22 protein-coding genes and 1 pseudogene are annotated in these 25,670 nt (G+C 38.7%); 10 read left to right on the top strand and 13 right to left on the bottom strand.

Annotated elements, in window-relative coordinates:
• Positions 1-30: 30 nt before the first annotated feature.
• On the bottom strand, positions 31-591 hold the full coding sequence (locus BN587_RS09735; protein ID WP_303684962.1) for a hypothetical protein: 561 nt from the start codon (positions 589-591) through the stop codon (positions 31-33).
• Between the two features lie 112 nt (positions 592-703).
• Here BN587_RS09735 and BN587_RS09730 point away from each other — a divergent pair.
• Positions 704-1,903, top strand: a pseudogene (locus BN587_RS09730) (IS256 family transposase).
• A 239-nt stretch (positions 1,904-2,142) separates the two neighbouring features.
• Here BN587_RS09730 and BN587_RS11530 read toward each other — a convergent pair.
• Genes BN587_RS11530 through BN587_RS09710 form a run of 4 tightly spaced genes read right to left on the bottom strand, consistent with a single transcriptional unit; the run spans position 2,143 to position 8,785 of the window.
• On the bottom strand, positions 2,143-5,394 hold the full coding sequence (locus BN587_RS11530) for a DEAD/DEAH box helicase (protein ID WP_021720935.1): 3,252 nt from the start codon (positions 5,392-5,394) through the stop codon (positions 2,143-2,145).
• Between the two features lie 4 nt (positions 5,395-5,398).
• Positions 5,399-6,460: a sigma-70 family RNA polymerase sigma factor gene (locus tag BN587_RS09720; protein ID WP_021720934.1), complete on the bottom strand. Its 1,062-nt coding sequence runs from the start codon at positions 6,458-6,460 to the stop codon at positions 5,399-5,401.
• A gap of 34 nt (positions 6,461-6,494) precedes the next feature.
• Positions 6,495-7,025 (bottom strand): hypothetical protein, encoded by a 531-nt coding sequence (locus BN587_RS09715; protein ID WP_021720933.1) that lies wholly within the window; start codon positions 7,023-7,025, stop codon positions 6,495-6,497.
• Between the two features lie 2 nt (positions 7,026-7,027).
• Positions 7,028-8,785: an N-6 DNA methylase gene (locus BN587_RS09710; RefSeq protein ID WP_021720932.1), complete on the bottom strand. Its 1,758-nt coding sequence runs from the start codon at positions 8,783-8,785 to the stop codon at positions 7,028-7,030.
• A gap of 1,170 nt (positions 8,786-9,955) precedes the next feature.
• On the opposite strand from BN587_RS09710, the gene BN587_RS09705 reads away from it, so the two are divergent.
• From BN587_RS09705 to BN587_RS12025, 8 genes are all read left to right on the top strand, one after another.
• Positions 9,956-10,180, top strand: coding sequence for a DUF5348 domain-containing protein (locus tag BN587_RS09705; protein ID WP_021720931.1), 225 nt, complete (start codon positions 9,956-9,958; stop codon positions 10,178-10,180).
• A 112-nt stretch (positions 10,181-10,292) separates the two neighbouring features.
• Positions 10,293-10,766 (top strand): DUF3791 domain-containing protein, encoded by a 474-nt coding sequence (locus BN587_RS11525; RefSeq protein WP_021720930.1) that lies wholly within the window; start codon positions 10,293-10,295, stop codon positions 10,764-10,766.
• 325 nt (positions 10,767-11,091) lie between these two features.
• Positions 11,092-12,717, top strand: a complete 1,626-nt coding sequence (locus BN587_RS11520) for a MobA/MobL family protein (protein ID WP_021720929.1) — start codon at positions 11,092-11,094, stop codon at positions 12,715-12,717.
• A 241-nt stretch (positions 12,718-12,958) separates the two neighbouring features.
• Complete coding sequence (locus BN587_RS09685) at positions 12,959-13,498, top strand: hypothetical protein (protein ID WP_021720928.1); 540 nt, start codon at positions 12,959-12,961, stop codon at positions 13,496-13,498.
• Between the two features lie 84 nt (positions 13,499-13,582).
• Positions 13,583-13,828, top strand: a complete 246-nt coding sequence (locus tag BN587_RS09680) for a type II toxin-antitoxin system Phd/YefM family antitoxin (RefSeq protein ID WP_021720927.1) — start codon at positions 13,583-13,585, stop codon at positions 13,826-13,828.
• A 288-nt stretch (positions 13,829-14,116) separates the two neighbouring features.
• The gene (locus BN587_RS09675) at positions 14,117-14,710 is read left to right on the top strand and encodes a type IV toxin-antitoxin system AbiEi family antitoxin domain-containing protein (protein WP_021720926.1); all 594 of its coding nucleotides are present in this window, start codon (positions 14,117-14,119) and stop codon (positions 14,708-14,710) included.
• Positions 14,707-15,534: a nucleotidyl transferase AbiEii/AbiGii toxin family protein gene (locus tag BN587_RS09670; RefSeq protein ID WP_021720925.1), complete on the top strand. Its 828-nt coding sequence runs from the start codon at positions 14,707-14,709 to the stop codon at positions 15,532-15,534. The genes BN587_RS09675 and BN587_RS09670 overlap by 4 nt, the downstream gene beginning before the upstream one ends.
• Positions 15,535-15,564: 30 nt before the next feature.
• Positions 15,565-15,693, top strand: a complete 129-nt coding sequence (locus BN587_RS12025; protein WP_021720924.1) for a hypothetical protein — start codon at positions 15,565-15,567, stop codon at positions 15,691-15,693.
• 474 nt (positions 15,694-16,167) lie between these two features.
• On the opposite strand, the gene BN587_RS12020 is transcribed toward BN587_RS12025, so the two are convergent.
• From BN587_RS12020 to BN587_RS09660, 3 genes are all read right to left on the bottom strand, one after another.
• Positions 16,168-16,320, bottom strand: coding sequence for a hypothetical protein (locus BN587_RS12020; protein ID WP_021720923.1), 153 nt, complete (start codon positions 16,318-16,320; stop codon positions 16,168-16,170).
• Positions 16,321-16,494: 174 nt separating this feature from the next.
• Positions 16,495-16,830, bottom strand: coding sequence for a nucleotidyltransferase domain-containing protein (locus tag BN587_RS09665; protein ID WP_021720922.1), 336 nt, complete (start codon positions 16,828-16,830; stop codon positions 16,495-16,497).
• A 314-nt stretch (positions 16,831-17,144) separates the two neighbouring features.
• A complete protein-coding gene (locus BN587_RS09660; protein ID WP_021720921.1) occupies positions 17,145-17,450 on the bottom strand; it encodes a hypothetical protein in 306 nt (101 codons plus the stop codon).
• Positions 17,451-18,101: 651 nt separating this feature from the next.
• Here BN587_RS09660 and BN587_RS12015 point away from each other — a divergent pair.
• Positions 18,102-18,521 (top strand): hypothetical protein, encoded by a 420-nt coding sequence (locus BN587_RS12015; protein WP_021720919.1) that lies wholly within the window; start codon positions 18,102-18,104, stop codon positions 18,519-18,521.
• A gap of 91 nt (positions 18,522-18,612) precedes the next feature.
• On the opposite strand, the gene BN587_RS09650 is transcribed toward BN587_RS12015, so the two are convergent.
• The 5 genes from BN587_RS09650 to BN587_RS09630 form a co-directional block, all read right to left on the bottom strand.
• Positions 18,613-18,837 carry a YdbC family protein gene (locus BN587_RS09650; protein ID WP_021720918.1) on the bottom strand — a complete coding sequence of 75 codons (225 nt, stop codon included), beginning with the start codon at positions 18,835-18,837 and terminating at the stop codon, positions 18,613-18,615.
• Positions 18,838-18,884: 47 nt separating this feature from the next.
• Positions 18,885-21,944, bottom strand: coding sequence for a type I restriction endonuclease subunit R (locus BN587_RS09645; protein ID WP_021720917.1), 3,060 nt, complete (start codon positions 21,942-21,944; stop codon positions 18,885-18,887).
• A gap of 123 nt (positions 21,945-22,067) precedes the next feature.
• Positions 22,068-22,349 (bottom strand): DUF7724 family protein, encoded by a 282-nt coding sequence (locus tag BN587_RS09640; RefSeq protein WP_021720916.1) that lies wholly within the window; start codon positions 22,347-22,349, stop codon positions 22,068-22,070.
• Between the two features lie 77 nt (positions 22,350-22,426).
• The gene (locus tag BN587_RS09635) at positions 22,427-23,752 is read right to left on the bottom strand and encodes a restriction endonuclease subunit S (protein WP_021720915.1); all 1,326 of its coding nucleotides are present in this window, start codon (positions 23,750-23,752) and stop codon (positions 22,427-22,429) included.
• A 10-nt stretch (positions 23,753-23,762) separates the two neighbouring features.
• Positions 23,763-25,670, bottom strand: a 1,908-nt coding sequence (locus tag BN587_RS09630) for an HsdM family class I SAM-dependent methyltransferase (RefSeq protein WP_044484808.1), incomplete at its 5' end; no start/stop codon positions are given.

Here is a 25,670-nt window from a genome sequence, read left to right as displayed (position 1 = left end):
TCTCAACATTAAATTATAAAATGACTGCCTTTACTCCTTAATGTATTCTTCACATAATTCAAGTTCCACTGTTTTATAATAGTCGTCTTTAAAAAGCTCATAGAAAAACTCTCTGAGTTCTTTGATGAAAACAACTTCAGTCAACTCTCCTAGTTTCTTATTATAAGTTTTAGGAGGATATTGCACATTACAGAAAAACATAATAGTTCCATCATAATCCGAAATCCCCTTAAAGCAGCCGAAAGGATACCCAAACCTATAACAAAACAAGCACTCGAAAATATCTGCCACATCAGAAGAAAATTCATTGCTATAGCTTTCATCATATTTTTTACAAAAAGCTTCCGGAGTCTTTTCATCCAAATTGCTTACAATATAAGAAAGCCGGTAATCATTCAGGGCAAGATATGCTAACTGATGATAGACATCCATACTAGCAAGCCATTCAAGATTCTTTTTGCCAATTCCTCTTTTGCTTTCAAAATATTCTTTGATGTAATCAATAGGAGGCATTTTATAATCCTCGCTGATATTGTCAAAATCCTTGATGATAACGCCTTTTCCAGTATCGTTTATGTGATAGTAACCCATGATATTGATAACGTATAATAAGTTGCGCAAATTCAATTCAAAAAGATAGACATAAAGACTACCTTTGCTTACAATTAAGTTACCACACAAAACATGAAAGAAGGTAGAATCTATGTCTGGTAACATTATACAATTAAATGAGCAATTTATCCACAACGAATTGCAAACTATTGTAAAAAATAGTGTAGAAGAAACTCTCAATGCTCTTTTGGACGCTGAGGCTGACAAACTTGTATAAGCTGAACGCTACGCACGCGACCAAACAAGAAAAGGTTATCGTGCCGGACATTACGAAAGATCATTCTCTACTCAAGCTGGTGACGTTACTTTAAAAGTGCCTAAATTAAAAGGTCTTACTTTTGAGTCTGCTATTATTCAGCGCTACCAAAGACGTGAATGCTCCGTAGAAGAAGCCTTGGTAGAAATGTATCTTGCCGGAGTTTCTATGCGTCGTGTTGAAAGTATTACAGAGATTCTCTGGGGACAGAAGGTTTCAGCCGAAACCATTAGCAATCTGAATCAAAAATGCTTTGCTCAAATTGAAGAATGGCGCTCCAGAAAGCTTACAGAAAAGTGTCCCTATGTCTTTGTAGATGGTATTTTCCTAAAGAGATGTTGGGGAGGCTCCTTTGAAAACGCATCTGTATTAGTTGCTATTGGCGTCACTGAAGACGGATACAGAGAAGTTATAGGTACAGCCGAGGGCCTCAAAGAAGATACCGAAAGCTGGAAAAATTTCTTTGTATGGCTGAAAAGCCGTGGCTTAGATGGCGTAAAACTTATAATTGGCGATAAAAATTTAGGCATGGTAGAAAGCATAGGTGAAGTGTTTCCAAATGCCAGATACCAACGCTGCACGGTGCATATGTACCGTAATATATTCTCTGTAGTACCACATAAAACTGTCAAGGAAGTTGCCAAGATGCTCAAAGCAATTCATGCTCAGGAGAATAAAGCAGCAGCTAAAGAAAAGGCAAAATCAGTAATTTCCAGATTACGTGAGATGAAACTTAACAAGGCTGCCGACAAACTAGAAAATGGTTTAGAGGAAACCTTGACCTATATGGATTTTCCGTCAGAGCATTGGCTACGTATACGTACCAATAACGTTATTGAACGTGTAAACAGAGAAATAAAGCGTCGCACAAGAGTGATTGGCACGTTTCCTGATGGTGAATCAGCATTGATGCTTGTATGTGCAAGATTGCGTTATATAGCCAGCAATGATTGGGGCAAAAAACGTTACTTGAACATGAAACATCTAACAGATATGCTTGCCGAAGAACTATATTATGAAGCAAAAATATCTTAAAAACAGTTAACTTAATAAGCAAAGGTATCTCAAGCAGAAGCTAATTGATATTTAACGGTGAAGTGCACTAACCGTTAAACTTATATACTAAACTTCTGCTAGGATGTCTGAAGAAATTTGCGCAAAACTATTGACAGTACCAAGTTGAAAGTTTTGATAGCTTTCTTAAAAATGGATGGAGCTACTACTATTTTGGTTGCTCCATCCATTTTTATATTTGCTCAACCTTAAAGCAACAGTCAATCAAAGGTAATATTGGGGTTTTCTCTATGACAGGCAATTTTGACCATCTCTGGCACATTACCTAAGAAATAATCTTCAAGAATATCCCATACTTCGTCACTAGAAAAATCGCTTTCATAAATGTATGTGAGCATTTTTACAGCCAGTAAATGCCTTTCATACACTCTATTCAATAGCTTGTTATCGTAGTTTTTAGGCATGCTCAGAATGTTTATTAAATGCTGAATCTGGGTAACATAAATATATAGTTGACTATTAGCTCCACCCAGCATTTCAAAAGAAAGAACATCCATAGCCTCTAATACGCCCAAAACAGTAGAGAACTCGCCTGCCTTGCTGTTGGCATTATCAATTAAATACAGTTCACCATCTATCGTTTCTCGGATTATGTCATCAAACCTTCTGCTAACCCAGGCAAAATAATGGTTTACAGCACTAAAGAAACAATATGTTATCTCACCTTTTCTATTGGACATTTCCTGCACAATTCTGGTGGGCTGTTTCATATATCTTTTACGGAACGAATCCATGGACGCAATAATAACTTCTGTAATAGACCGAGCCTTGTACTCTTCTATATTAGCTTGTCTCTTGAATTCCATCGCAATGGTATTAACACTAACGTATTTACCATCTTCAACATGCTTATAAATAATATTTTCAAAAACCCCCCATAGTCTTTTATACAAAGCCTTGGCATTACTTTGAAAATCTATTTTCACTTGAAGGGCAGCAGTTAAATCAAACTTCTTATTGAAGGACAATTCATCACTCTTGGTATAAAGCAAATATTTAAACTTTTGAAAGGACATACTATGGTACGCTTGTTCCCAAATTCTTTTCAGGTTAACCTTGCATATGTCGGGGAACTTTGTATCTATGCGGCTAACGCATCCAGGAAATCTATTTGCTATTTTTTCTTGCATTACACTACTAATTTGAAAGTAGCCATTAGCAAACATGGGAATAGGTTTTACATAAATCGGAGAATAGCCCTTCTGGTTTTCGTAATCCTTTTGAATCATCAACAAAGCAGTTTTTACTTTGTTAATAGTATTATCCTCATCACCCCTTGGGTCACCAAAAATATAAGCAAAGTTCTCTGCATCAAGAAGCATAGAGTGACGCTTGCGGGTTGGTCGACCACCGTTACCAGCCAAAGAACGCTTGTACAATTCGACAATCTTGCTAATTACTTCAATAAGCTGAGACTTTCTAATAGAAGAAAGGCCATGTAATCTATTAATGTGTTTAAAATCCCTGCTATTATAGTGGTAATAAGCCTCACCATTTAACCCTTCTTTTCTGGCGGCTCTACCAATTTCCTGAACATAATCACATACATTGCCGGTAGGAGCAAAATGAACGACTTTTTCAATATCGTCTATATCTACACCCATACCAAAAGCTTTAGTGGCAAGCATTACAAATCTGATGCCTTCATTCTCAGGAGAATCTGGGTTCCCACTATCATAATGCTTTTTAAAGCCCTCATATGCGTCGCTTTTTCTATCTTTGCTCAAGGCACCATGGTATACAGCCAAGTATTTTGCAACTAACGGGTTCTGTGCCCGCAAGAATTCTTCACATCTGTTAATTAAGGCTACGGTTGGGAAATATATTAAGGTTTTTTTACAGGTAACGACCGCTTCGTTGGCAATCTGCATAATCTCATCAAACTTATCCAGCTCATATTCAACAGGTTTTCCAGGAGGAGGTTTTAGTCTATTAATAGTAATCTTTATGTCATTTCTCCTCACATAGCCTAAATAAGTAATAGGATTAATCATATGCAGGCTATTCAGTGTTTCAGAATACATATCTTCAAAACCATGGTAAATAGCTGTGGCCGTAAAAGTGGCAACAACGAATTTTTTGTCCCTCTCTCTACGCAGTTTGCGAATATAGTCACCTAAATACCAATAGTCAGGTCTGAATTGCTTTCCCCAGGTAGTAACAATGTGAGCTTCGTCAACAATAACCATGCCTATAGTCCTGTCCCCAATTAAACTAGTAATGTCACTACGACTCAATAAGGTTTCGGGGGAAATGTAAAGAATGTGAATCTTATTTTCTGCAACCTTGCGCCTAATATCTTCCTTTACGATATTAGAAAGGTCAGAATTTATCGTTTCAACATATTTGTATTCACGCTTGCTCAAATTATAAACCTGATCATTCATCAAGCCTATTAAAGGTGAAATGACTATTGTAAGGTAATTATACTTTTCAGCTAAATAAATAGCAGGAATCTGGAACATAACAGATTTTCCTGAGCCAGTCGGAGCAGTAACAAACAAATCTCTATAGCTTTGGTTATTGCTTGCTTTTTCGGCTTCATCCGTTAGGTTAGCAATAATTCTTTCCTGAGAGATGCTAACAATCTCTCGTTCTTTACCATCGTTGAGTTTCTTCAGATTGTAAACCTGTAATTCTCTAAAACTATCATAGCCCCAATATTTTTTTAATATTTGGGTGAACTCTTTTCTGCTGTTATAGCCTTCTTCTTCGGACTCCAAAGACACAAAATATAAACTAGCCCTATCTCTAATAATGCTAGCTAAATATGCCAAATGTTCCTCTAACAGAAATCTATCTCCAACGTATCCATTAATGTCAATAAATATTTCTCCAGCCAAAGACTCAGCCTTTAGAACTAAACTAATGAAATCATTCTCTTCGTTCAAATAGAATATTTCCTGAACTGCATTATCCTTAACAGTGAGCTTCTCAACATTAGAGTCAAAAACATTAACCTGTGTTACCCCTGTTTCATCACCAGCCTTCAAAGCGCAATATGCACCCACTATTTGGCCATTTACACTTTGGAAATCATCATAAATCTCAACGTATTTATCAATATTACCAATTGCTAAATCATCTTGTGAATCATCATCAGTAACCAAATAATGGTTCAAAAGATTATTCTTTGTCTCCTCATCAAAGCACACATTCAAGGGGTACTTGTTCATGAAGAGGTTATTATTCACTACATATACATTATTGAATTGTTCCTGTATAAAAGTTGCCAGCAAAAGGTATTCTTCATAAGAAATATACTTTCTTTTAGAAATCACACTAGCAAAATACATTATTTTATTCTTTACGGCTGCCTGCAAATCAGCTGTTTCGCAACCAAAAGCGGCCAAAACATCCTTTGAAAACCCCTTCAGGACAACAATAGTATTCTCATCTATATACAGATTCTCTAATTTAGCTTTTATTAGTTCAACAAAATATTGTTGCATATGCTCACCTCTCCTCGTAATAATCATTAAAGAGCTGCCTAAAATGATGGCTACGCAATTTCTTCAATGCTTTTGCTTCAATTTGTCGAATGCGTTCTCTGGTCACGCCATATTTTTGCCCAATCAACTCCAAAGTTTTGGGATGCCCACTATCTAAACCGAAGCGCTCTATAATTATATCCCTTTCTTTGCTTTTCAATTGAGATAGTGCTGCATCAATGGAATCTCTTAAGGCTGCCGCCATTACCTGATCTTCCACGGACGGTTTACCTTCATCAGAAACGAACTCTCCCAATACCGTTTCTTCTTCCTCCCCAACCGGCACATCTAAAGAGACAGTATTAAGGTAACAGTTGCGTATCACCATTACTTCTTCAACTCTTGCGGTGTCTATATCTAGTTCAATCGCTATCTTGGTAATTCTCTCTGGTAAATCTATTCCCTCACGGTATAATCTGTTGTCCAAAGCAGTCACTTTAGTTATGATTTCCATCAGATGTACAGGTACTCTAATAGTAAATCCATTATCATAAATGGCTCTTAAAATATGTTGTTTTATCCAAGGCACTGCATATGTGGAAAATTTTTCTGCAATACTACTATCAAAAGTTTCAGTGGCCCGCAACAAGCCCATCATACCATATTGCGCCAGGTCTTCTAACTCCAAATCATTTCCAGCAAAGTTTAAATACTTAGTCGCAAACATATACACAAGCCTTTGGTTTTTTATGCATATATCATTCTTTGCTTTTTCGTTGCCTCTTTTGATGAGGGCACACAATATTTCATTGCTCTGCTTTACCTCATTAGATGCGGGATAATATGTTATCTCATCAGCAGTATTATTTGGCTTAACTAACTCACCTCTACCCGCATTAATCCGAGAATCATAATCAACCGAACTCATGTTAATAAAAACATATCCTCTAGAGCTCAATTCATTCTGAATCTCATGCTTTAGTTCTTCACCCAAATATTTAAAAGCCACATTAAAGCCAGGCAATAAAATCACATTATTGTCTCTCATATATGGTTTTAATGCCTGTAAAACATAGTTTAAATTCATGCCCTCACCACCATCTACTCAATTATTAACTACTTTAAGCAACAACCATTCCTAAATCCAATGCCTGCTGCAGTGCATCACGAATACTGCTCTTTGTCATTTTGAGTGAATTACTACCACATCTTATAACATTAGGTGAGCCAGGTCTCTGAGTAATTGCTTCAATGGCACTACTATAATCACCTGTACCGCATGTTTTGTGTGGCATTGGACCAACAAGGACCAAAGTATTTTCCGGTCTCCAGAATAACTTTTCAAAATTAAAGCGTTTGACATCATCATAGTCTAAGCAGAACTCAAAACGATTCTTGTCAAATCCCATACCTTTTATGAGGCCAAGTAATTGTTGCATTTTTACTTCACATTGTCCAACAATAAACACCTTCCCCGTCTTGTAAGGTTTATATGCACAATCATCTGCCAATAAATCTGCTAGTCCCAATAACTCTAGTACTTCCTCCAATTTGCCATCCCTATTTAGTTTTGACAAAATTTCTTCTGACTTTTCAGCAATAGTCTTGCGGAACTTCTCTTCCAATTCCATCAATTCTTCAACATTCAGCAATTCTATTCACCATCCTCTTCGTCCAAGATTCTGGCCAATCTATCATTGGCCCTTTCAATCTTAAGCTTCAACAGAGCGATTTCATCGCTAATGGTTTTATATTTCTCAGTGATCTTTTTCTGCTGCTCCATAGTAGGTAGCTCAATAGGCATTTTCTTTAAGCTTGCTAGGTTTACAACTGGAATAGTGGTTCCAGAAACAACGCTCTTCAGGAGTCCAATGCCTTTGGAACTCTCCAAAAATGCCTTTAGGTACACTATATCAAGCTTATTTTTATTTACCTTTAAGACATGCATATTGCCCACCGGCAAGATTTTCTCACCTTCTGCAACTTTTACTATAGCAACTTTAAAGGGGTAACCATTCTTAGAGAGCAACATATCGTCATTTTCTAAGAAGTACTTTTCATATTTTTTATCCACAGCTTTTAGGTAAGGTAATTCCTTGTTAACCATATTATCTTGCACATCCGCCAATCTAACATATTTAATATCAGTGGGCTCATCCGAAGCCAATTCGTCGAGTTGTGCTGCATTTAAAGGAGCTGTACGGCCAAAGCTATCAACCACACTAGCCAATGGTACAGGATTCTTTAGGTCAATAGTATCTACAGCCATGTATCTTTCGGGACTCAAGGAGTAGGAATTAGTCTGAATATCGCCGGCCGTAATATCAACGGTATATTTACCACCATTGTGATAAGCATCCATGATTTTAGAAATGTCCTCAGCGGACATAATGTTTTGTCTTCTGCCAGGCTGATAGAACTTTCTAGCGTTAACCAAACGGGTATATTTATTACCTTTGCTCAAAACCAACAGGGATAGATTTACACCAATTACAGAGAATAGCTTGGGTGGCAAGCTAATAACAGCTTCAAGCAAGCCATTCTCTACAAAGTATCTCCTAGGCTGCTCATCTAGGCCATTCATTAAACAACCATCGGCAACAAGCAAAACCGCTTTACCGTTATCTGCTAAAGCCTTTTCTGCACCTATAGCATAAAGCCAATCTAAGGAGGTGCCACTTTTTAAAATTTGGTAGCAAAACTCATTATTAATAGATTCAACATATCCTTCCTCAGTTAAGCCACTAAATGCAGCCCTTAACCCCAGAGGATGCATAGAGAGGATTTTATCATAACAAGGCTTTACATCAAGATTACGCTTGTGTTCCAAATGTAAAAACGGTCTATTAATAATTGTGCATGCCTTATTCAGCAGACCATATCTAATACTAGCTATGCCTTTGGCCATCGAATCAACTTCGTATGCAGTGAATTTGCAGTCATACTTTTGGCTCAGAGCAATCAAGGTATCTCCGATACCACAAGAAGTCTCTAAAAACTTTTCGCCATCGTGAATATCTAGGATTTCTTCTAAAAGCCCAATAAAGCACTTAGGCCTATCAATGAACCCATATGATCGACCAAATTTCTCGTCCTCTGTATTTAAAAGTATTTGAGCGAATACTGCAGGCGTATATTTTACAGACAATCCTTTGACTTGTTCCCAAATCTCAACTTCATGATTACGTAAAAACATTGAATCCATTACAACCATTCTTTCATTTTCATTTAAAGTTGATAAAACATCGTTGTAACTCAGATCATGGGAATCAATTCTGATACTTGCCTTATAGAGAAGGAATACAATAGAACTAAAAGTAAAGTAGTTGTCTTGGAGGCCATTCATTCTCAATGTGTTTTTAATTTCCCAAGTAGCCTCATTAATTTTTGTATTCAAAATATCGTTAGCCAATTTAATCCCTCCATTTTGTTACTCATTTTACTATCCTAACTTAGTATGTCTTAATTATATACCCACCGCCATGTTTTGTCAACGGTTTTTTATAATCGTTTTTATTATTCGGTGGTTATACATAATCAGTTTTTGAGAAACAGCATAGTTTTTGAAAAGTATAGCTTGATTTAGCCCCTAGCAGCCCATAAATTCTCAATTACATATAAAAAAGCGGTTCTATAATAAGTGTTGGGGTATTGACTTGGATTAAGTCAATACTTCCAACACTTATTATAGAACCAAAAAACCTCTATGCACTAGATATAGTGCATAGAGGTCATAAACAGAAGACTTTAAACAATATGTAGTGCTGGTATCCCAGCGCCGCAATTATTTAACTTCTTTTTGCGCACTATTTCATTAGCTTTATCAGTTAATGGAATAGTGCTTTTTGTTTATAATTTTTACCTTTTTTATACCCAGTTTATCCAGTTTTTGGAGAAACGGAGTCAAAGTGTACTCAAAATGTAGTCGTCCCCCAAAATAAAATAAGCGCTCAAGCCGACAATAATCTAGCCAGAACGCCTATCCAATTAGCTACTTAGATTATACACCATTAATCTAATTTAGGCAATAGATTATCTAGGATTGCTGTAGTGGTTAACGGACTAACACTGCGGTCGCCGCCGAGGCGAAACACAAAAAAACGCCGGTGTAGCGGACACCGCCCAAGCAACCGCAACGATCTGACGCCTGGACAAGCGGACAGACTGGCATACCTCTCCTACCAGGATCGTTTAGTGGCGTGCGCGGCCATAACGGCGCGGTATGGTAATCAGGCGACATTACGTCGGGGTAGGTTACGGACGGCTAGGACTGATTTTAGCTGATTGATGTAACTCATATGCAGGAGATGGGTGGATGGATACCTCACGACGACGGCGGGGCGATGATTAGCCAACCAAGCATACCCTATAGTAACTCATTTTTTGAGCTGCTATAGGGAGCAGTGTCTGTTTCCTCCTCTGCTCAACAAGGCAAAAAATCCATTAACACTACTCCGCCCCTACTCTCTTAACAATAATATATCAAACATCTAATAAGCTCTACGCAAAACAACATACTATGCATGATAGAGATAAGTAGGGTACAATTTATAAAGTCAATTTTAGGAAGGAGTACAGCGATATGAAACAATTAGTATACAATCGTCGAACTGATAGATATGTGATTAAAGGAGAAGGAGATGAACGAGAATTGCATTGTGGTAGTATTTTTGAAGTTTTACTAGACAGACAATGGATTACCACAACAATAGAAATGCAATGGACTAATGGCGTAGGTACATATTACCTTACGACGCGAGCGTTATCTTTGGAAAATATTGTTGCCTATAAAGTACCGGTACGATAAAATAGGTGAACTAACCTGAAGCGGTATTAATAAAATCAATATAGCATAGTTGAATGTATTGTTGTTTTTTAGTGTGTAAGCTACAATATTAGTATTAAGGAGGAACGCAATCATGTTAAATGAACTTATCTTTTTTGAAGTACGTATCTTTAGAATGTTCTGCGAAAAATTGCAAGTTTCGTCTGCTGATACTAATAAATTGTTTGAGACGTATGGTGTATGGAAGTATATTGAAGATACGTATGATATGTTAAGTTTAAGTAGTGACGAGTGTGCTGTTAACGATATTGTAGAGATGTTAAAAATAAATGGTGTTAAGCTTGAAGGAGTAGTTTGTAATAAACTAGAGGCAGTTACGGATAAAAGTACCGAACAAGAAAGGTTTTGTGCAGATTTGATTTTGACTGATGCTATTATGGATATGGCTGATGAAGAAGGTATTTCCTGGCAGGAAACGAGACACAAAATCTTAAATCCCGAAGCTTATAAAGCCCTATATGATTTTGAAGCTGGATTATGGGAAACTGGACCAGATTACTTCAGATATTTCTATAAAACGTGTAGTATAAATGAATCAAAGCTTTAACATTAAGTCCTGGCACTCATAAGCCAGGACTTTTTTATAGGTAAATATAAAAACAATCTATTGTAACCATAGAATTTATGCGCTAAAATATAATAAATGAGTAACGATTTTTACGTTCTCTTCCTACGCGTAGCATTAGGCGCACTTATGGGTTTCTCGTACCAAGGCAGAGCCTTGGTAGAAACCCGTGCAAGAAAGCTAAAAAAATAAAAAGAAACATAATCCTTAAGCAAGGAGGATGAGGACCATTGGTCCCTCATCAATTGCAGATTATATCTGCAGGAATTGCTTAAGGATTTTTTGTTTTTTTCAGGAGGAAAGCATAATGGCAACATATCATTTAAGCCTTAAAAATGGGAAAACTGGAACTGCAAAGCAACATGCAGACTATATACTGCGCGAGGGACGCTTTAGTAGTGGGCGACGTGCGGAAGAACTCGTTTATAAAAACGCCAATCTCCCACATTGGGCTATGTCTGCGTCTGATTTTTTTGCGCACGCAGATAAGTACGAGCGCACTAATGGCAGAGCATACTCAGAATTTGAGATAGCACTACCAAATGAGCTAACGCACGAGGAAAATCAAAAATTGGTAAATGATTTTGTTGGTAAGCATATTGGAAATAACAAAGTATGGGCATATGCTATCCACAGTAAACCTGCTACGTTCGATGATGATGAAGAACAAATCCATGCACATATAATGTTTTGTGAACGAGTTGTAGAAGATGGCATGACAAAAGCCAAATCACCCTCTAAATTTTTTAAACGATATAATGGAAAGAGTCCGGATAATAGTGGATACAAAAAAGATGAGCGTTTTACATCTAGTGATGCACGCGATAGCATAAAGAAAATCCGACAGAGCTGGGAAGATATGGTTAACACGGAGTACACATCACGTAGAATAAACAAAACTGTATCATGCAAAACGTTAAAGGTCCAACGAGATTTAGCAGCTGCAGCAGGAGATAATGATCTTGCCGATTTTTTTGATCGCGAACCCCAGGAGCATCTTGGACCTGCTCTCGCATATAAAACCAAAAAAATCATTGAAGAAAATGGTTATGATCAAGAAAATATCGATAATACCTTGGACAAAATTTATCAAATGAGTGTCAAGGCTTTTGGCGTAATTATAGATAAAATTCAAAAAGCACGTAAAGCTGCTGAATTAAAATACAAAAAACAAATTGAGTTAGAACGTAAAGAAAAGGAATATAGTGAAAAACGATTTGCCGAACTTACTATGTCCGGCGAAATTATCAGAAAAGATTTTGTAAAATTACTTGGTTCAGTTAATAACCAAATAAAATATAACGAATCTGCAATTATAAGAATTGAAAAAACAATAACTCCGATTGATCAAATGCCAAGCAAGGTACTTAATATTATGACCAGCGGCAAATTTGAAAAATTGCAAAAAGAAGGTGAAGCAATAATCAGTCTTAAAACTAGACTAAAAGAAATCTTAAGCCTATACGGTCCCAAAGAATCTATGCCTAATAATATACGAGCAGAGTATAACGAAAAAGGACGATCTTACAGAATTCTGAAAGCTGATTATAAAAAGCAAGATGCAGAAATACACAGCTTCATCAGCTCTGAAGCAGGTGATAAATGGTATAAAAAATTGATAAAAGAAATGCTCGAACAAAGTAAAGACATGGAGGATCAAAAATTGAATCTACTCAAATTAAATAATGAGTACAGAGAATTGCGAAAAGAGATTATCGAAGTTGGCAGGAAAATAAACCCGCACTTGCATTACAGAATGAAATCTAAATATCGTGCTCCAGAACTTGGCAACGGAGCATCAGCTATATTTGACGCAAGGAATGATATAAATAATCTGTTACGCAATATCATAAATGCAGGCAAGGAAAACATAAGACGGAATAAAATGACCGTAAGCCTTAACAGTCGAAAGAGTAGCGAGTGGGACATGTAAGCTTAGGTAGTGTGATTATAAAAGTCACCTATATTAGTCTACTAACTATAGTTATATCAATAATTAAAGTTATAATGCTAACCATAGTTATGTCTATAATTAACGTTATGACACTAACTATAATTATATTTATATTTATAATTATAGTTATGATAATCGCTGTTATTATATATGATTTTAACGTAAAAACAATAGACTAATATATCATACTCTGCTATAATAAAGGCAAGGAGGGGATGAGATGGTTGAACCGGTATTAATGACGCTTTTATTTGCTGAAGGATTGATAGGATGTGTATTGGCAATTCGCTATTTTGAGCTAAAAATGACATTTTCATCCTACATTTGTATTAACAAATCTGGCTATGGCATTTTTTGGAGAAAAAGAAAGCTGGAAAAAATATACGATATTGTTTTATTTTTGATAAGCTTAGCTTTATTCATACTCCCAGTAAAAATGCAGATTTATACTGATATTAATTTGTTGTATAAGCTGTTGGTGTTAGATTTTGCTGTGATATTTATACTAGCTCGTATGAATGTTGTATTCAATAAAACTTTAGTCCATAATGTCCTCTTGCATATGTTGATAAGAATTGAAAAAGAGGATATTGTGAGACGGTTTACCTATTCAGAGGCTGAAGAGATTTTAGCTGATTATAGAAAAACCTTGCCATGGTACAATGAAGGGCTTACGATACTTGCATGCACTCCGCTGTTAAACAAGCTGTTATTGGAAGAGCTACACTACGTAAAGTATAGATATTGTGGGCATTGGTGAGTTTGGTAAATATAGCGCGTTGGTATATATGAACAAATTCAATGATTTTGCCTTACATTCTTGAAGCAAAGGGGGCCTATAACTATGTTAGCTGTAAACTACTCTACTCTCAAAAACAATTTAAAAGATTATTGTGATGAAGCAAGTGATAATAATCAAACTATTATTGTTACTCGTAAAAAATCAAAGAGCATTGTTATTATGAGCCTTGATAATTATAATCAGCTTATGAAAAATGTCCGCAATGCAGAATACCTTGCTAAACTTGATAGAAGTATAGAGCAAATCAAGAATGGCTTCGGTCAAGTGCATGAAGAAAAAGACCTTTAGATTATAGGAATAAGCCAGAACCATTAAAACCCAGCATAATTATAGTAGACATATAACCCAAGCTAATAGAGTTGTAGATGATGCTGATGTTGAAGATAATCTTTACATCTACTCATCTAAGGGATATTGTCAAGATCAAATTAGTAGAGTTGGTATGAAAACGCCAACTCTTTTTTTGCCCAGCGGTGTGTCCTTATTAAATATTTTTCGAATGATTGCTCCACTTTGTTGACTTACATCGTAATTATAAATATAATATTATTGAGTTGTTACAATTGAGGTGAGTGTATGGATTACATGACTGAACTTACCGCTATTGCAAAATCGCATGGCGGAATTATCAAAACAAAAATAGCAGCACAACATGGCATATCCAAAGCAATGCTTTATAAGTTGTGCAAAGAAGATAAAATACAACGCATTGTAAAAGGTCAGTACATTCTTCCCGATGATATGCAGGATGAGTTGTTGGCAATCAGTAATCGTTCTGAAAGAGTAATATTTTCTCATGAAACAGCCCTTTACCTTCATGGGATTTCAGACAGAACCCCATTCGAGCATACGGTTACAGCACCGTCCGGTTGTATTCCATCTGCAGCAATCAAATCTGAATGCAAGGTATATTACATCAAACCCGAATTATTTGAGCTTGGCAAAACAACGATGAAGACATCTGCAGGAAATGATGTTACCGCATACGATCTTGAACGCACGGTCTGCGATATAATCCGCAGTCGCAACAAGTTGGGAACAGAAACTTTCCTTGCGGCATTAAAACTGTATGCAGCTAACCCAAAGAAAGATTTGAACAAACTAAACTCTTACGCAAAAAAGATGCGAGTGTCTAATATCCTGCGTCAGTATTTGGAGGTGCTTCTGTGAGTAAAGCAATGAGTCTGAAAGCGAAAATTCGCAATATTGCCAAGCAGAAAAATATTCCTGCACAGGTCATTTTGCAGAACTATATGTTTGAGCGTTTGCTTGTCCGTTTGTCTGCTTCTGAATACAAAGAAAAATTTGTATTAAAGGGTGGAATGTTGGTAGCAGCGATTGTTGGTCTCGACAACCGTGCAACGATGGATATGGATACTACGCTCAAAAACCTTCCTTTAACACCGGAAGCAATTCGCAGTGCGTTGGAAGACATCTGCAGCATCGCATTCGATGACGGCGTTGTGTATGAAATTGGCACAATCTCTCCCATCCGTAAAGATGACATTTACGGCGGATATCGTGTCATGCTAAATGCCAGGTTCGATATTATGCTAACACCGCTTAGCATTGATGTATCCACCGGAGACGTAATTACGCCTCATGCGGTGCAGTACAATTTCTCCGAGATTTTTGATGACGAGAAATCATACGAGCTTTGGGCATACAACATTGAAACAGTTATGGCGGAAAAGGTGGAAACCATTTTGCGACGCGGCATATTCAACACCCGTCCAAGAGATTTTTACGATGCCTACATACTGACTACAACGCAGAAATTTGATATTACGGTCTTTGAGGATGCATTGAAAGCAACGGCAAATCACCGCGGTACTACAAATCAGATCGCAGATGTTCCAAGTATTCTTCATAACATTGAAGAAAGTCCGGAACTCAAAACGATGTGGGATAAATACCGCAAGCAGTTTTCCTATGCAAAGAATATTACTTACGAGCAAATTATGGATTCCATAAAGGCTTTGCTCAAATATTAAGCATGTAGATAATATTCGGAGGGGAATAGCATGAATAACGACATTCTTAAAAGATATATTGATGATCAACCTACAAAGATTATAACAAAGCTCGATTTTGCAACAGGAAAACTTTTCTATGATAAGATTGTTCGTAAGCGTCAAACAGGCACCCGTTAAAACGTCCCCATATGAAAAAAGACAGCCGCCGGCGGTCTTTTTTTACATTCAAATTATTTTACTCTCGTAAATTACAAGAACAAGTTGCAGCAACATTAGCAGGAGCAGTTTTTACAGGTAAGGCTTGAGAAATCTCAGCAAATACAGGAGCAGCAACAGATGTACTTGCTTGTACTTCTGTAGAATATGATAAAAAAGTAGAAATCTAACATAGTGTTCAAAGGCTGGGGCTTGCCCCAGCCTTTTCTATCTTCGCTCAGCATTGGCTATAACTAAGTATTGCAAATCCACCACGCGCTCAGATGCATGAGACACGGCACTCAAAATAGATCAATACCAAAAGAAAAGCTCGTAAAAGCAGGCTATTATGAGTTAGCGAGCAATTACGAGCTTAAACAGATATAATTTAAAGCTCCTTGTACTAAGCAATATACAAGGCGATGTGAGAGATTTACAGCCTAAATAATGAGCAAGTTAATCTGCTTTTTGCTGTTGCTGTAGCTTAGCGTTTTTCGCTTGCTCTTGTTTGTAAGCTTTTTCGAAAAACGCAGCTCTTTCTTCAGTTTGTTTTAATTTAGCCTTGAATTTTTCAACTTCTTCAGGAGTATAGGAATATAATATCGGCATAAGAATCACCTCTTTCGTAATAAATAAAAAAGCACCTGTCAAGCTCGACAGATGCCACTGGCTCACACAGCCAGGCACGACCTCAACGCATATGCGAAGCTACCCGTGAAACTAAGTAAATTATATCATCAGAAGATATTAAGAGCAAGAGCATTTTGAGCACCCATTGACATATCAGAATGTAGATTTCCATAATACCTTCCCGTCTTTTTTGATGTTTTTGAAAAACGGTGTAATATTACCCCATTCATTAAATTGCTTGTTGTATATCGGGAGCACGGATATAACTTTATTGTATTTCAGTTCTAAATCCACAACAAATTCAATCATCTCATCGTGCATTTTATCCGTATAATCGTCAAGAATTACCGCTATATCTATATCTGATTCTGATGTTGCTGTCCCGCGTGCGACAGAGCCGTATAATATTATTTCTTTGACATTTGGAACAGTGAATATATTGATTAGTTGTAGTGTAAGATCAGAAATGAGAATGTCTATGTTATTCATGGCACAGTCTCCTTGCTATTCTTTGTATCTTTAAGCCATTTATAATATCCAGAAAGAACTTTTGGTTTGCCGACACAGCCAATGTGGCAACAGGAAGCAGCATAATGTACAGCTTGATTAAAGCGCCTAAATGAAACAAATTTTAACCTGACGTATGTGCTAGGCTGGCTCTTAATAATAAACAAAATCATGATAAATGGGTTGAACTGCTGCTGTCAGAAAATACAGCTGAAATTTACAAAGCCGATTACATAGGAAAAGAATTTGAAATTAAATTGTTGTTAGCGCTTTTTTATCGCATAGTTAATGGTTGTCTATTTAACGCTTTCGTTTTTATTATCAGGGTTATTAATGGGAATATAAACTACAATAGTTTTAGTTTTATCATTATAGCTATGCCGCTTTGTTTTGCAGTCTTTGTAATTTCTTTTAAACTCGCTGTAAAGCATTTCGTTTTCAATGCAATTTTTGGAGTTAATACTATTGATATCATTATCATAACAATCAGGACAAACGAAAAATTCTTCGTATTTTCTTAGTTGATGTTTATGTTCTTTTGTTTTACCGTAAAGTTGTATGGTACCAGTGTGTCCACAGCTGTACGTAACAGTATATTTCATTCTACATACCTCGCTTTCATGTATACGGATAATAAAAAAAGCACCTGTCAAGCTCGACAGATGCCACTGGCTCACACAGCCAGGCACGACCTCAACGCATATGCGAAGCTACCCGTGCAACTAAGTAAATTATATCATCAGAAGATATTAATAGCAAGAGTATTTTGGGTACATTAAAGTATCCTATTTGCCTTTAATTATGTCAGTAAAATCAGAGATATTATCAATTTTAAAGGCTTTGAGAGTTACTAAAGAAGATCTGAGCCAGGTAATATTAGATAACTCCTGGACGAGCATGTAAAGCAAGGCCAATTGATTTTTTGACGATGTGCATACATAAACATTATTTGTTAAAGGCTTAAATTGGAATTGAACTATTACATTACGTATATTACTTAAAGCTTCATCGTATGGTAGTGATAAATTTGTTTTGTCGAAATCTAAAATAATTGCATATGCAGATTGCAAAGATGGTAATTTCATAGTAGATAAACACCTCCGTTTGATTTCGTAATTTAAAGAATAGCGCAGCTGGCGCAGTAAGTCAAGAGCTTTTCAGCTACGCTACGCTTCGCTGAACTCTGCTCTATGACTAACTGCGTCAGCCACGCTGATGATTCAGGCATCTTAAAATAAAGGAGATGTCTAAAAATGTTTAATTTAAACCAACCAACCGTACCGACATTAGAATACCAAAAAGCGCGTCAAGCGCATAAAGCACTTGGTAGAGAAGATCGCTTTCTAGCCCACATGCATTGCACCCATAACCAATTTATACGTCATGTATTGAGGCTTAGGCAGTATGGTCGTTGTCCTGTATGCGGCAAGCTGATTAGTCTAGAATCGCCAGCTAATGTACATCATATCAGCTATACACGTTATTGTGGCTCAAGGACAAGTGAAATCAAATGCTTTTTTCCTAGAGACAATGGCATGATTTATGCGATGACGCCTAATTGTGAACTATGCTATTATGATTGTCCGGAGAAAGCCTCTGCATGCTTAAATAATTTGGTGTTATTACACAGTGCTTGCCATGACAAGCTGCATAAAACCAATTGTACTTTTTAGCAATAAAGTTATATTTTGATTTTGCTAGAATGAAAACTCCTAAAGTAGACTCTTTATATTGCAGTCGTCTACTTTAGGAGTTTCCTGTCATTTACTCCCGTTTTTCCAGGATACCTTTCAGTGCATCCAGCTCTTCTTTACTGAGCGTCACGCCCTTACCCATCTTTTCATGTTCCGGAGACCACTCACGAAGGTCGTACTTCGGCTCACGTCCGTTCCAGGACACAAGGTTAAGCTCTTTAGTCCAGCCTTTAGAACCGGTGCTCAGAACACCGATGTGTTCAACAATTTCAAAAGAGATTTCCGTTTTAGGCATATGCAAGACCTCCAATCGTCCTAATCTTTGCGCCTTATAACTAACCTTTATTCATCACCCTGCTTGCCATACGCAGCAGCGCCATCGGCAGCCTTTAGCTCTTCCTGCCTGCCGGGCTCCGGATACAGCATTTTAGTTTGCTTATCGCCTTTAAGTGCGTGATAAACCTCACCGGCGAAAATTCCCAGCACCTGACGCTTAATCTCATCATTATCCAAAAGCAAGCTGAAGAAGTCCTGGTTCTGCTCCAAGCCTTCTACCAAAGCATCGTCAACGTTGTCAAAATAAGCAAACTCAAAATCTCTTTCGGTGTTGTTTTGAGCGCTGGCACGCAGTTTTTCGGATTTCAGCATGATGTCTTTAATCTGCAGCATGGCCTTGACTGCAACGTCATTGTTGTAGTTTTTACCTGTTCTGCTGTTGATTTCCGCAATAATCTGCGACAGACGCTCAATTTTTGCCGGCGTAAGGCTCAACAGCTCGGATGTAGGCAGCGTAACAATCGGGTCTGCCTTATGCTTGGTGTTAACAAATTCTCCGCTCTTTTTCTGCACGAAATTATCTGCCTTAATTTTGCCGGTTAGGTCAAAACCGCCACCGGAATGGCGTACTTTCAGATACGTCTGCAAGTAGGATAGAAACTTGTATTTCTTATGAATATCAACATCTTCAAAGCAGGTTGCCTGTACCAAAAACTCATAACAGCGGATGAAATGGCGGATTGCCATATGGATTTCCTTCTGCGTCTGCTCGTCATTGTTCTTTTCGATGACGTTTTTGGCCTTCTGCAGGAAGAAGGTCATTTTCTTTTTGTCCGCAGCGGTAACCTTTTCCTTGTACAGCAATGTGTTAAAGTCCTCTACATCACCGGGATCAAGGAAGAAATATCCGTCGATTTTCGCGCTGATATCATAAATAGAACGCGGGTTAATGCTGTTGGACAGCAAGGTCACAGTGTAGTATTTGCTGAACGCCTTCTCGATATCCGCATAATCATTGGCGAAATCAAGGACAAAGCTTTTCTTATCAAAGGGCGGGCAAATACGGTTCAGGCGCGATAAGGTCTGCACTGCATTTACGCCACGCAGCTTTTTGAGCACATACATAGCGCACAGCTTCTTCTGGTCAAAGCCTGTCTGATATTTATCTGCTACTAGCAGCACCTGATATTCGTCCTTATCAAACTCTTTAGGCAGGTTCTTTTCAGCAACGCCGTTCATGCCTACTTCCGTATATTCCTTGCCGTCGATGGTGACCTTGCCGGAAAAAGCAACCAATGCCTTCAGGCCGGTATAACCTTTGCGATTGATATAGTCCTCAAAGGCCTGACGATATTTTACCGCACCGGCACGAGATTCCGTAATGACCATAGCCTTTGCCTGACCGTTAAGCTCCTGCATGACGTTCTGGCGGAAATGCTCGATGATAACCTCAATGCGTTGCGAGATATTGGTTTCATGCAACTGCACGAAGCGAGCAATCTGGCGCTTGGCATCATTCGTTTTCATTTCCGGATCATCTTCAATCTCTTTGTTGAGGCGATAGAACGTATCGTAGGTGATATAGTTCTGCAGCACATCAAGAATAAAGCCTTCTTCGATAGCCTGCTTCATAGAGTAAATATGAAAGGCTTCATACTGTCCCTGCTCATTTACCCTGCCGAAAAGCTGCAGAGTAGTCGGTTTCAGCGTAGCGGTAAAGGCAAACATCGACACATTAGGCTGCTTGCCGTTGCGCTGGATTTCATCGGTAATAATATCTTCAACATCAACATCGGTTTCCACTTCACCGGAGCCAAGCGACTTGGTAATCGCTGCCATGTTCTTGCCAGAGGTAGAAGAATGCGCTTCGTCGATGATTACGGCAAAATGCTTATTTTTCAAGCCTTTGACGCTATCCACGATATACGGGAACTTCTGAATCGTCGTAGCAATAATCTTGGTGTTACCGCCAAGAGCATTGGCAAGGTCGGTAGAATTGCACTGGTCGTCCATAACGCGGATAAGGCCTTCTTTGTGCTCAATGCCAAGCACTGCCTGCTGCAACTGTCTGTCGACTACTACGCGGTCGGTACAGATGATGATATTATCAAAGATAATCTTGTTGTCTGCACTATGCAAGGACGCCAGACGATGTGCAAGCCAGGCAATCTCGTTCGTTTTGCCGGAGCCTGCGCTGTGCTGCAGAAGATAGTTCAGGCTGCTGCCATGCTCCTTAACATCAGCAAGCACCTTGCGCAGCACATCAAGCTGATGATAGCGAGGGAAGATAACTGTTTCGTTCTTCTTTACTTTGCCGTTGGCATCTTCTTTTTCGCTGACCTCGATAAACATGAACTTGCCAAGGATTTCCAGCAGGCTGTCCTTTTGCAGGATATCGTCCCACATATAATGAACGCTGTATTCATCTTTCAGCAAAGGATTACCGGCACCGACCTGAATACCTTCACCACAGCCCATATTGAATGGCAGGAAGAAGGTACTGCTGCCGCTGAGCTTGGTGCACATATAAGCCTGCTCCAAATCCATAGCGAAGTTTACCAAGGAACCGGCCTTCCACAAAAAGAGGCGGTCTTTAGGATTACGCTGCATGCGATACTGATAGATTGCATCCTGATAGAACTGTCCTGCAGCATTGCATTTCAGCTCGAAGGTGATGATTGCAAGGCCGTTGAGGAAGATTACAAGGTCAATGCGTTCATCATCACTTGCCCAGACCTCTTCGGAAACGGTGAAGATGTTCTTATGGTACAAAGCGTTGAGTTCCTTGTTGAAGGTCGTTGCAGGCTTCGTATACATCAAATCCAGATGAATGTTGGCCAGCTCCACGCCATGCTTAAGCACATCAAGACGACTGCCGTTCGCCCTCGTTTCCTGCTGATTGATGAAGGCAACAAGGGTATCTTCGGTTTTTTCTTTATAGATTTTGCGCAAAGCCTGCAGCTTTTCCGGCTGAGTTGCGTCAAGGAAAGCAAACAGCGCTTTGCGGTTCATAGCAAAAAGGCGGTCGAACTCCGCTGCCGGAGCTTCTACGTAACCGCATTCCGTCTTTACAAGCTGCTCGATGATATACCGCTGATATTCTTTTTCCGTTAGTATGTTATTCATGCATGAAGGCCTCCTTCTTGTCAGTTATGGTTACTTCTTTTCGTCAAAGAATCCATTCTCACAGTCCTAACACAGATACGCCCACAATCCTTTCAGCGGCATCTGCTATCGCCATTTTTTGCTTCAGTCATAACTAACCTCAACCTTCTTTATTGGCGCAAGAAATTCCGCAGATTCAATATACAGATTATCCAAAATCGGTAATAAATCTATATAATCCTCTTCCAATTTATCTTCATTTTTATTCTTACAAAGTACAACTATATAGCCATTATCCCATTCTAATACTTCTGTATACTTTTCTAGTCGTTTTCCGGTTAAAAAGGTTATTACCCTATCACGAAACTTAAAAAAAGTATATTCGCCCTTATTGCTTAAAAAAGCAGTATTTAACGTACTAGTCATAAGCAAACACCTCGATTGACTAACTATACTCTGTGCTTTCTTTGTTACTCAAAGTTTAGCACAGGCAAAAATCAGTGTCAAAAATCTTTAACAGGAACCTCCTTCTTGCCGGTGATATACTCGTATATGAGGGACTTTTTGTAGTCGGTAAGGATATAGAGCTGACGCTTTTTGTCAGCGATGAGGGTGTCAATTTCGGAGCATTTAATGTCGAGGTAGTCAGCGATTTGCTGTTGTTCTACGGTTGTCGGCTCTAACAACAAGAGTTTTGCAAACTCACTAAAATTCAACCCTTGCCTTACACCATTTCCCATATTATAAAAAACCTTGATAATATCATAACTATGAAGAAGATAGTGATAATATGCGCTGTTAACATTATCCTTAGGTCTTAAATCAATATACGCAGATGTAATAATCCCTTGTTCTTTAACAAGCCCAGTACGAAGACTGCGTTTATCATTCTGTAAATCTGTCGGTCTTATAATTATATCTCCAGCATTAATAACATTATAAGTATTAAAACTAGCTGGAAGCAATCCACCATTAGTATTAATATCTTTTCTTATGATTCTTCCATAACTTAAAGACAACAAATTTTGCTCTTGCATACGATAATTCTTAGTTTTTCCTTCTTCAAAATAAACATATACCGGATGCACTTCCCAATCCTTCGGAATCTCCCCAATCCACTCAATCCCACTGTCTTTCATCTCCGCATCAGGATTCAGACCTTTGGTAACCGCTTCGGTAATAACGGATTTCTTATACTCCTCCAAAAGAGATATTTCCTTTTGGATATCTTCAGCGGTCGCGTCGATTTCGGAACATTTGGTGTCGAGGTAGTCAGCAATTTGCTGTTGTTCAACTAAAGTTTTTGGTAAAAGCACATGTAAAGTTTTGATTTCATCTATCGACAATTCAGGACGAGTGCTTTTCATTAACGCTATATCCCAAAATTGTTTATAACCTATAAAAGAGCTTAGAACATAAAAAATAAATTTAGGTACTACTTCTTCAGAAACGGTAATTTTACCAACGTGAGAAGTTGTGTTAGCTTTTTTTATATTTTCTGGCATAAAGCCAACTTTCCCTATAGTCGCACCAGTTTTAGCGAATAAAATATCGTTCGGATATAATGTACTGTTAATTATTCCATTATTTTGTTTCTCGGTTATATAAACCAAATTATTCATAACCAATTCAGTAGCAAAACCTAAATTCTGTACTCTAATAAACGGAATACCCTCTTCTGAATAATTTTCTGCTTTTATAGTTCCATGATCACCATCACCGATCGGATAAGGATGCGTATAATCTAATACATGAGTAATCTTCGGAAACTCCCAATCTTTCGGAATCTGCCCAATCCACTCAATCCCACTATCCTTCATTTCACGCATTCCCATCACCTCATTTCATAAGGCGAGCAATGCGCTCATTCACGGCCTTGTCGATTGCCAAAAACTCTGCCAGCAGCTCCGCACTAGGTCTGGGTGCCTGATATTTATAGAAGTAACGGGTGAAGGGAATTTCCGCACCGGTTTTGATTACAGGCTTCTTCTTCGTCAAATCCTCTTCCCAGAACCACTTGGCATCAGGAATATGCGGCAGCACCTCACGCGCCATGTAGGTTTCAATATCCTCGGTGTACTTCACAAGCTCTGTATCCTTGGTTTCCTTGTCGTAGACAATGTTGCCCTTTTTATCGCGCTGAATTTCCGCAGTCTTATCCATAACGGAAAGTCCGTCCATGATTTTCTCAAAGAGTTTTTTATCAGCCAAATCGCCAAGAACAGCTTGCAGCACCGGTGTAAATACTTTAGGCGACAGCCATTTTTCATCAGCAATATGCTCCTGCAGCTTTGCCAAAATTGCATCATAAACAGGCTTCGTAGCATAAAAGGCCTGCAGCTTGTTCTGGTCCTTACCACTCAAAACATTGCCTTGTTCCTCGTATTCTGCAACCTTGGCTTCATCCCACAAGCCCTTCAGCGCCCCCTTCTGCAGCATACGCTCAATGCTTGCCTCAGTGATAGAATAGCTGCGCTGCAAAGGCTGCATAACAGCATACTCACGGTACATAAAATCCTCGTTCTTAAAAATCTTGCTGTACTCGCTGTCGGCCTTGTCAAAATCGGTATACAGCTTAGCAATCTGCGCTCTGTCCTCGGGGGAGAACTCGTTTTTCTTGTTGCCCACAGGCTTACGCAGCTTGTGATAAATATTGGTCGCATCTATGAGCTGCACATAACCCTTACGCTCCGGGCGCTTGTTTTTGGATATAATCCACCAGTAGCTGGCAATGCCAGTGTTGTAAAATAAATCCGTCGGCATAGCAATAATCGCTTCCAGCAAATCGTTCTCCAGCAGCCAGCGACGAATTTGGCTTTCGCCGGACGCTGTACCACCGGTAAAAAGCGGCGAACCGTTTTCGATAATCGCAGCACGGCCAACCTTTTCATCCAGCTTGGCAATGGCCGACTGTAAAAACAGCATCTGAGAATCACCACCACCGGGCAAACCTGCACCCCAACGGCTGTTTTCCTTAGCATATTCATTAATTACTGCTTCTTCCTGTCCTGCCTTTGCGTCTTTACCGCTCCAGGGAGTACCAAAGGGAGGGTTCATCAGCACGAAGCGCATCTTGGTATCAGCGGAAGGATCCTCTTTAAAGGAATCCGCATGCACAAAGTTCGTTGCATCCTGACCTTTAATCAGCATTTCAGCCATGCCCACAGCCCAGGAAACTCCCATAAACTCCACGCCAAACAGCTTAACATCGGCAGTAGGATTATAATGCTTAAAATAGCTGTACGCCGTGCTCAGCATACCGCCGGTTCCTGCTGCCTGGTCACAAATTGTAATCAGCTTGTGGTCATCAAAAATATCGTCGCAGCCTTCGGAAACAAGCAAAGATACGCCCAGCTTAACAATATCACGACCGGTGTAAAACTGACCGGCATCTACGTTCTGGAAGAATCTGCCGATAAGATTCTCGAAGATATAACCCATCTTAATGCTGTCAAAGCTTTCAACAGACAAATCCAGTTCGGAAAAGGCTTTGACCGTGTTGAACAGGCAGCCGCCTTCATCCATCTTCTTGATATGTGTTTCCATGTCGAGGTTATTCAAAATATCCTTAATGTTATCAGAAAAGCCCTGAATGTACGCCTTAAAGTTTTCCGCAATGTGGTCGGCATCGTTGCACAGCTCCTGCAAAGTGAACTCGCTGACATTATAGAACTGATAGCCTGAAAGCCTGTACATAGCCTTAGCAGGGTAATTAGGGTTCTCATTGTATTTTGCTACAACAGCAGC

Source organism: Phascolarctobacterium succinatutens CAG:287 (genome assembly GCF_000434895.1).
GTDB lineage: Bacteria > Bacillota > Negativicutes > Acidaminococcales > Acidaminococcaceae > Phascolarctobacterium_A > Phascolarctobacterium_A succinatutens_A.
This window is presented reverse-complemented; position numbering and strand designations above follow the sequence as displayed.